Here is a 7831-nt window from a genome sequence, read left to right as displayed (position 1 = left end):
CGCTCGGCCGCAATCACTATCAGGATCCCGGTCAGCACCAGCACGGCGGCAACAAGCATCCGGACGCTCGGTACCTCTCCCAGGAACAGCGTCCCTCCCAGCGCGGCCAGACAGGGCACGCTGAGCTGCAGGGTACTGGCCGTTGAGGATGAGATGTCGCGGACAATGACATACCAGAGCGCATAAGCCAGTCCAGAGGTGATCCCGCCTGAAACCAGGGCCAGCAGGATGCCCCACTTATCCACTAAGGCGTGATCCGGTGAGAGCAGAAACAGCGTGGCGACAATCGGCACGCTCAGGAGAAAGTTGCCAGCGGTGGCACCGGTTGGGTCGGATACGCGCTTGCCTCGCACTGAATACGCGCCCCATGCCAGCCCAGAGGCGATCATCATAACAGCAGGCACAGTTGAGGGCATGCTGGCTCCCGGCAGAAGTAAGATGGCGATACCCGCAACGGCGACAGCAATACCGGACAGCTTTCGCGGCCCCGTCTTCTCTCCCTGCCATGCTCCCCACAGCACCATACAGACCTGAACAGCACCGAAAAGCAGTAGCGCGCCCGTGGCGGTATCGAGGTGGACATAGGCCAGCGAGAACAGAAACACATAGGCGGTGAGAAGACCCGCGTTCACCACGTTCCAGCGAATATTCCGCCAGCCACGCAGTGTCAGTTGGAGAAGGAGTAGCACAACCGCCCCCGCCAGCAGACGTAGAACGCTAAAGGTTTCAGGATCGGCATGTCCCCCCCGTAACGCAATGCGGCACAGGACGGAGTTGGCGGCAAAGGCCATCAGGGTAAAGGCAATAAGTAGAAATTTTTTCATCAGTTTTTCTTCGCCGCCGCTTTCCTGTGCCCTAAGAGGCGCATGCTGATGCTTAGACACTTACCTCGTTCAACCTTTTCATCACCTCATCCGACAAAGTTAACTGTTCGCTGGCCAGGTTCTCCTGCAAGTGCTGCGGCGATGACGTACCGGGGATTAACAGAATGTTGGGGGAACGTTTCAGTAGCCAGGCCAGTGCAACCTGCATCGGCGTTGCCTGTAACTCGGTGGCGATATCATTGAGTTGTTCCGACTGTAACGGCGAGAACCCCCCGAGCGGGAAGAACGGTACGTAGGCGATGCCCTGTGCGGCCAACTCATCGACCAGCGCATCGTCCTGCCGGTTGGCAAGGTTATACATATTCTGAACGCAGACAATCGGCGTCATTTTTTGTGCATCGGCGACCTGTTTGGCGGTGACATGACTGAGACCAATATGCTGGATCAGTCCGCGATCTTTGAGTTTAATCAGCGTTTCCAGCTCTCTTTCCAGCGAACCTTCCTGCGGATGATGCACATTAAACATGCTGCGCAGATTAACCACGGGTATCACGTCCAGCCCGAGGTTATGTAAGTTATCTTCTACCGCACGCGTCAGCTCTTCCGGGCTGAATGCTGGAAGCCATCCGCCCTTTTCATCACGACGGGCACCCACTTTCGTTACGATGCAGAGATCGTCAGGATAAGGATGCAGCGCTTTTTTAATCAGCCGGTTGGTTTCATGTGGGCCGTAGAAATCGCTGGTATCAATGTGATTAATGCCAGAAACGACGGCGTCACGCAGAACCTGAATGGCCCGCGCTTCATCTTTAACAGGTCCAAAAACACCCGGACCAGCCAACTGCATGGCACCATAGCCTAAACGGTTTACTTCACGGTCGCCCAGGCGGTAACGCATTATGGGTTTTGACATGGTGATCTCCTGTGTGAGTGTGCATTGATTGTACGACCAAACTTTCTATGCGACTATTCGGACAAATGAAAACGTACTCCTACCCCAAATTACTTTTGGCAACAGTCTGTGGATTGGGCTTCATCTTTGCCTGCTTCGCATGGCGCTCCACGGTTGATGAAAGCACCTTTTTGGCCCAGCAAACTCAATCCCTGCTGGCTGCAATAACTTTAATACTTGGTTCCGCGCTCTTTTTTAGCATCAAAAAATGGGGGAAAGGCCCACCATTTTACGGCATCAAAAATAACCTCAAGGTCTTTGCCGGATCGCTACTGATGGCGATTTTTTTTAGCTATATCCTGGTTATTACGGTGGTCTGGTTGATACCGGGGACAATAACGACTTACTCGGCTCCCTATGTGTTTTCAGGTAGCGGCCGTTATAGCTGTAGTGGCGCTGACGTTGACGATCCGGATCTAAATAGACGCATTAAAGTGTGCGAACCCGTAGGCAATTACTTTGGTAGAGGAACCATGGTCGTCACTAAGCGTAGTAATGCTTTAGGTATGACCGTGGTTTATGCCGCGACAAAATCATGAACCGACACGAATTAGATTAACCGAGCGGCAATTTAGTGTTTAACTCATCGAGCAGTACCTGCTTACAGCGTCTTGCGATCGGCGCTATAGGCCACGGCTTTCATCGCGTGCAATGCCTCCAGACGGGCCCTGAGTGCCGCGTCAATATTGTCATAGGCGGTGCTGCCCAAGGGTAGACGCAGGGGTGGGCTGTCCGCATCAGCTGCAGCAATCATCGCCGTCACGCATTTTTCCGCATCGCCTTTAATGACAAGCTCACCAGAACGTAGTGCTTCCCGCATTTTCCCTGCTGCTGTCTCTTGGTACTCAGGTAAAGCATCAGCCATATCCAGTCCGGCACCAAACTGGGTTGCCGTGGGGCCAGGCTCTACGAGCAAAAAGTCGATGCCAAACGCGGCAACTTCCTGGCGAACCGCTTCGACAAAGCCCTCAATGCCCCATTTACTGGCGTGATACAAACTGAAGTTGGGATAGGCAATCTGGCCGCCTTCCGAAGACACCTGCACAATGCGCCCGCCTCCCTGCTGTCGTAAAAAGGGGATTGCCGCACGAATCAGCTGAATTGAACCCATAAGATTGGTGGTTAACTGCCGCTCAATTTGTGTATCGCTCAACTCTTCCGCTGCACCAAATAGGCCGTAAGCTGCATTACTTACCACAATATCAATCCGTCCCGCCTGAGCGAACGCTGCTTCGACGGCGGGCCTGATGGTGGCTGTCATGCTGAGATCGAGCACCAGTACCTGCAAACGATCGCCGTACTGTGTGCGCATATCAGCTAATGCAACTTCACGCCGAACGGTTGCCACTACCCTATCACCGCGGGCCAGTAGTTTTTCACACATTAAATGCCCAAGGCCGCTAGACGCGCCGGTAATTAGCCAGGTTTTCATGATTGTCTTCTCCGTTTAGTGAACCGACGTTCATCATATACCCGGCGATTGGTGGCATAATCTCCGCAAACTGGCATGGGATAGTGGGAAATATTCAACAATGAAACGTCCTTCCTGGAACGAACTGCAGGCCGTGAAAACCATTGCTGAGCAACGTAGCTTTCGTCGTGCCGCGGAGGTGCTCGGGCTCAAACGCTCTTCGCTCAGCCATACGATCAAAGGATTGGAGGCGACGCTTGGTGTACGACTTTTCCATCGTACAACGCGGAGCGTGGCGCTGACCGAAGCAGGTGAAATGCTTATTGCGCGCATAACGCCGCTGCTGGCAGAGATGGATGAGCTGCTGAATGACGTCACGGCGAGCGGTCATCAGCCGTATGGCACACTGCGTATCAGCGCCAGCGATGCAGCGATCCGCCTTCTGCTGGAAAGAGTATTGCCGACGTTTATTCAGCAAAAACCGGGAATTGAAATTGACTTGGTCGCACAGGGTCAGCTGGTAGATATTGTCGCGCTAGGGTTTGATGCGGGCATTCGGCTGATTGAAGATGTACCGAAAGACATGGTCGCCATTCTCATGAGCGGTCCGCTGCGCTTTGTCACCGTGGCAGCGCCCGATTACCTGGCAGAGCGGCCGAAAATCCAACACCCCCAGGATGTGATGCAGCACATCTGTTTGCGGCAGCGCTTGCCAGGCGGCAAACGCTATCGCTGGGAGTATCAGCAGCATGGGCAGCAGCTTGCACTGGATGTACCTGGCAGTCTGACACTCGACAGCAGTGCATTGATGGTAGAGGCTGCCGTTGCCGGATTAGGCATAGCCTATGTTCCGGAACTGTATGCGCAGCCGTGGCTGGCTAACCAGCAACTGGTGACGCTGTTGGACGACTGGGCAATTGCATCGCAAGGGATCGCGCTCTACTTTCCGCAAAATCGACATATGCCCGTTGCGTTGAGGTTGTTTGTCGATGCGGTAAAAGCTGCGCCACGCGCCTGAAGTAAAATCCATCTTTCCAGACAGCATTTTTAGATCGCGTAAATTGGGGATGGAAACGCCAAAAGAAAAAAGCCCCGCGATATTGCTATCGCAGGGCTGTTCCGCATTTGGCGGAAGCGCAGAGATTCGAACTCTGGAACCCTTTCGGGTCGCCGGTTTTCAAGACCGGTGCCTTCAACCGCTCGGCCACACTTCCGGAATGAGGCGCACTATAAACACCTCGATGCGCCGTGTAAACCCCTGTGATATCTGTTTGCCTGAAAAACAATCAATCTGCTGCTAATCGGCTGAAAGAACAGCATATTGACCATTAAATCAGCACAATACTTAGTGTTTGGTGATGTAGAGATCTTTTGTATAGACGTAGCCGAGGTTGCTGGGATCGAACCCGCCTACCCATGGTTTCACTAAACGCGCTCTGACATAGTGATAAACCGGGATCGCCGGCACGTCCTGAGCCAGAATCGCTTCCGCCTGCTGATAGTCCTTTCCGCGCTCGTTAGCGTCCTTGGCCTTTGCCGCACTGTGCATCAGCTCGTCATAGGCTGGGTTGCTGTAGAGGGAGGTATTCTCGCCGTCACCGGTACGGAATGTATTCAGGAAGGTTGCCGCATCGTCGTAGTCCGCTATCCACGCATAACGCACGGCGTCGAAGTCGCCGGTGTGCATGGTATCAAGCATGGTTTTCCACTCCTGGTTTTGCAGCTTCGCCGTCACGCCAAGATTTTTCTGCCACATCGAACTGGCGGCAATGGCGATGCGCTGGTGGGTCTCCATGGTGTTATAGAGCAGGTTAAAGGTCAGCGGATGCGCCGCGTCGAACCCGGCTTCGGCCAGCAGCTTTTTCGCCTCGGCAATACGTTTATCCCGCGGCCAGGCGGCGTAGTCCGGCGAGGCGATCTTCACGCCGCCAATCTCCGGCTGGCTGATGACCCATGCCGGGCGCTGCCCCTGCCCCATCACCTTGTCGGCAATGATATCTTTATCCAGCGCCATATTTAGCGCCCGGCGTACCCGCGCGTCGTTAAAAGGCGGCCTGGAGGTATTGAACTGGTAATAGTAGGTCGCCAGCTGCGGCGTGATATGCACCTCTGCGCCCAGGGTTTTCTTCAGTTGAGCAAACTGGTTTACCGGAATGGTGTTGGTCATATCGATTTCGCCCGCCTTGTAGCGGTTGACGTCGGCAGTCTCGGAGCTGATAGGCAGATAGGTGACGGTGTTGATTACGGTGTGCTTGTCGTCCCAGTAGCGCGGGTTGCGCACCGCAACAATCTTCTCGTTCACCACCCAGTCGGTGATTTTGTACGGCCCGCTGCCGACAAAGTGCTCCGGCTTGGTCCACTTATCGGCAAAACGGCCAATCAGCACCTTATCAACCGGCACCAGCGACGGGTGCGCCAGCATCGGCAGGAACGACGCCGTGGGCTGGTTGAGGGTAACCTGCAGCGTAGTATCGTCCAGCGCCTTCACGCCCAGCGTATCCGGGGCCTTTTTGCCCTGCGCAATATCCGCTGCGTTAACGATATGCATATTGCCTGGATAGGTCGCGTACGGGGAGCCGGTAGCCGGATCCACCAGACGCTGCCAGCTCCAGACCACATCCTGAGCGGTAATGGCCGTCCCATCGGACCAGGTGATGCCCGGGCGCAGGTGGAAGGTCCAGACGGTATTGTCCTGACTCTCCCACTTCTCTGCTAAGCGTGGCTCTACGCTGCCATCTTTTCTGATTGCGATCAGCCCATCGAACAAGTCGCTGATAATATCGAATTCGACGTTGCTTTCTACCTTGTGCGGATCGAGGGAAGCTGGCTCGCTGCCGTTATTGCGCACCAGCGTTTGCTGCTCCGCCAGCGTGGTTCCCGCCGGGACCTGAGCCGCCAGTGCAGCGGTACTTATGCTTATGATGCCCGTTGCCAGCAGCGTGAGGGCAAAACGGTGACCTGTCTGTGGTTTCATATCATGCCTTAATAGTGTACTGATTAACGTTACCCCTGACACTCTTAGCGCCCGCCAGAGAAGAAGGCAATACTTTTCAGACACCTATAAGAGGTTGATCTGTTTAGTTCGGGCAAAAATGCGATCGCACTACCAAAAGTGAAATTTAAAGCAGGGTCTGCTGTCGGTAAGTTATTGTTGTTTGGGTAAAGATGGGTAAAACCGCTTTAAGCTACCGCTCTGTTTACCTATCCTTCATCCTTAATTACATCTGTCATAAGAGAGTGACTCATGGATCGTATTGTTAGCGCTTCACGCGGGCGTACATCGCTGCTCAGCACGCACAAAGTGCTGCGAAACACCTATTTTATGCTCAGCTTGACCCTGGCGTTCTCCGCGATCACCGCGACCGCCAGTACAGTGCTGGGCCTGCCGTCACCGGGGCTGATCCTGACCCTGGTAGGCATGTACGGCTTAATGTTCCTGACCTATAAGCTGGCGGATAAGCCTGCCGGTATTCTGGCCGCCTTCGCCTTTACCGGTTTCCTGGGCTACATCCTTGGGCCGATGCTTAACGCCTATCTTTCAGCGGGCATGGGCGATCTGATTGGTCTGGCGCTGGGCGGTACCGCCCTGACCTTCTTCTGCTGCTCGGCCTATGTGCTGACTACCCGCAAAGATATGTCTTTCCTGGGCGGGATGTTGATGGCGGGGATCGTGGTGGTGCTGATCGGGATGGTAGCCAATATCTTCCTGCAGCTGCCTGCCCTGCATCTGGCGATTAGCGCGGTGTTTATCCTGATTTCTACCGGCGCAATCCTGTATGAAACCAGCAACATTATTCACGGCGGCGAAACTAACTATATTCGCGCCACCGTTAGCCTCTACGTCTCGCTGTACAACATCTTTGTCAGCCTGCTGAGCATCCTGGGCTTCTCCAGCCGGGACTAACCACGCAAGCATCCTCTCAAGCCCCGCTTATGCGGGGCTTTGTTTTTTGCTACACTGCAGCGGTTTTTAGCTGACCCGTGAATGATTATGTTGAGCTTTGAAGGTAAAGAGATAGAGACCGACAACGACGGCTATCTGAAAGAGAGTAGCCAGTGGAGTGAAGGTCTGGCAGAGGTGATTGCGGCGCAGGAGTCTATTACCCTCTCGCCTGAGCATTGGGAAGTGGTGCGCTTCGTGCGCGACTTCTATCTGGAATTTAACACCTCACCAGCGATCCGCATGCTGGTCAAGGCGATGGCCAACAAGTTTGGCGAGGAGAAGGGCAACAGCCGCTACCTCTACCGCCTCTTTCCAAAAGGCCCGGCCAAACAGGCCACCAAGATTGCTGGCCTGCCCAAACCGGTGAAGTGCATCTAGTAGCGGATACCAAAGTTGGTCCACTCGCGGGTGGGCTGATGCGGCTCGGTTAAGACGTTGTCGACCCGAGCGCTGCGCGGCCCCCCTGCTTTCAGCCACTCAATCAGCTCGGCTAACTTCTCTTCGTCACCGCAGGCAAGGACCTCAACGCTGCCGTCATCCATGTTGCGCGCGTAACCGGTCAAGCCAAGGCGATGTGCCTCGCGCTGCGTACTGTAGCGAAACCCGACCCCCTGCACGCTGCCGTGAACCCAGCACTTAACGCAGGCGGAGGCTTTTTCGTTGGTTCTGTTCTCGTCACTCATGGCGACACTCCTTCTCTG

General features: G+C 54.8%; 9 protein-coding genes and 1 tRNA gene. 4 read left to right on the top strand and 6 right to left on the bottom strand.

The genetic code is table 11. The features are described from left to right. A partial coding sequence (locus tag FN633_RS06570) for a DMT family transporter (RefSeq protein WP_154058844.1) occupies window positions 1–824 on the bottom strand: 824 nt, incomplete at its 3' end. A 52-nt stretch (window positions 825–876) separates the two neighbouring features. Continuing rightward, window positions 877–1737, bottom strand: coding sequence for an aldo/keto reductase family oxidoreductase (locus FN633_RS06565; protein WP_154057165.1), 861 nt, complete (start codon window positions 1735–1737; stop codon window positions 877–879). A gap of 65 nt (window positions 1738–1802) precedes the next feature. On the opposite strand from FN633_RS06565, the gene FN633_RS06560 reads away from it, so the two are divergent. After that, the gene (locus FN633_RS06560) at window positions 1803–2315 is read left to right on the top strand and encodes a hypothetical protein (protein WP_154057164.1); all 513 of its coding nucleotides are present in this window, start codon (window positions 1803–1805) and stop codon (window positions 2313–2315) included. A gap of 62 nt (window positions 2316–2377) precedes the next feature. Here the strand turns inward: FN633_RS06560 and FN633_RS06555 are convergent, their stop codons facing one another. Then, on the bottom strand, window positions 2378–3208 hold the full coding sequence (locus tag FN633_RS06555; RefSeq protein WP_154057163.1) for an SDR family oxidoreductase: 831 nt from the start codon (window positions 3206–3208) through the stop codon (window positions 2378–2380). A gap of 100 nt (window positions 3209–3308) precedes the next feature. On the opposite strand from FN633_RS06555, the gene FN633_RS06550 reads away from it, so the two are divergent. Continuing rightward, complete coding sequence (locus FN633_RS06550) at window positions 3309–4205, top strand: LysR family transcriptional regulator (protein ID WP_154057162.1); 897 nt, start codon at window positions 3309–3311, stop codon at window positions 4203–4205. Between the two features lie 108 nt (window positions 4206–4313). Here FN633_RS06550 and FN633_RS06545 read toward each other — a convergent pair. Both FN633_RS06545 and FN633_RS06540 read right to left on the bottom strand, forming a co-directional pair. After that, a tRNA-Ser gene (locus FN633_RS06545) sits at window positions 4314–4401 on the bottom strand. 131 nt (window positions 4402–4532) lie between these two features. Next, window positions 4533–6161 (bottom strand): ABC transporter substrate-binding protein, encoded by a 1629-nt coding sequence (locus tag FN633_RS06540; RefSeq protein ID WP_154057161.1) that lies wholly within the window; start codon window positions 6159–6161, stop codon window positions 4533–4535. A 270-nt stretch (window positions 6162–6431) separates the two neighbouring features. On the opposite strand from FN633_RS06540, the gene yccA reads away from it, so the two are divergent. Both yccA and tusE read left to right on the top strand, forming a co-directional pair. Beyond that, on the top strand, window positions 6432–7091 hold the full coding sequence (yccA, locus tag FN633_RS06535; RefSeq protein WP_042392507.1) for an FtsH protease modulator YccA: 660 nt from the start codon (window positions 6432–6434) through the stop codon (window positions 7089–7091). An 87-nt stretch (window positions 7092–7178) separates the two neighbouring features. Continuing rightward, window positions 7179–7508, top strand: coding sequence for a sulfurtransferase TusE (tusE, locus tag FN633_RS06530; protein WP_042392631.1), 330 nt, complete (start codon window positions 7179–7181; stop codon window positions 7506–7508). On the opposite strand, the gene yccX is transcribed toward tusE, so the two are convergent. After that, complete coding sequence (gene yccX, locus FN633_RS06525; RefSeq protein WP_154057160.1) at window positions 7505–7813, bottom strand: acylphosphatase; 309 nt, start codon at window positions 7811–7813, stop codon at window positions 7505–7507. The genes tusE and yccX overlap by 4 nt on opposite strands. Window positions 7814–7831 lie beyond the last annotated feature (18 nt).

Source organism: Pseudescherichia vulneris (assembly GCF_902164725.1).
Classification (GTDB): Bacteria; Pseudomonadota; Gammaproteobacteria; order Enterobacterales; family Enterobacteriaceae; genus Pseudescherichia; species Pseudescherichia vulneris.
This window is presented reverse-complemented; position numbering and strand designations above follow the sequence as displayed.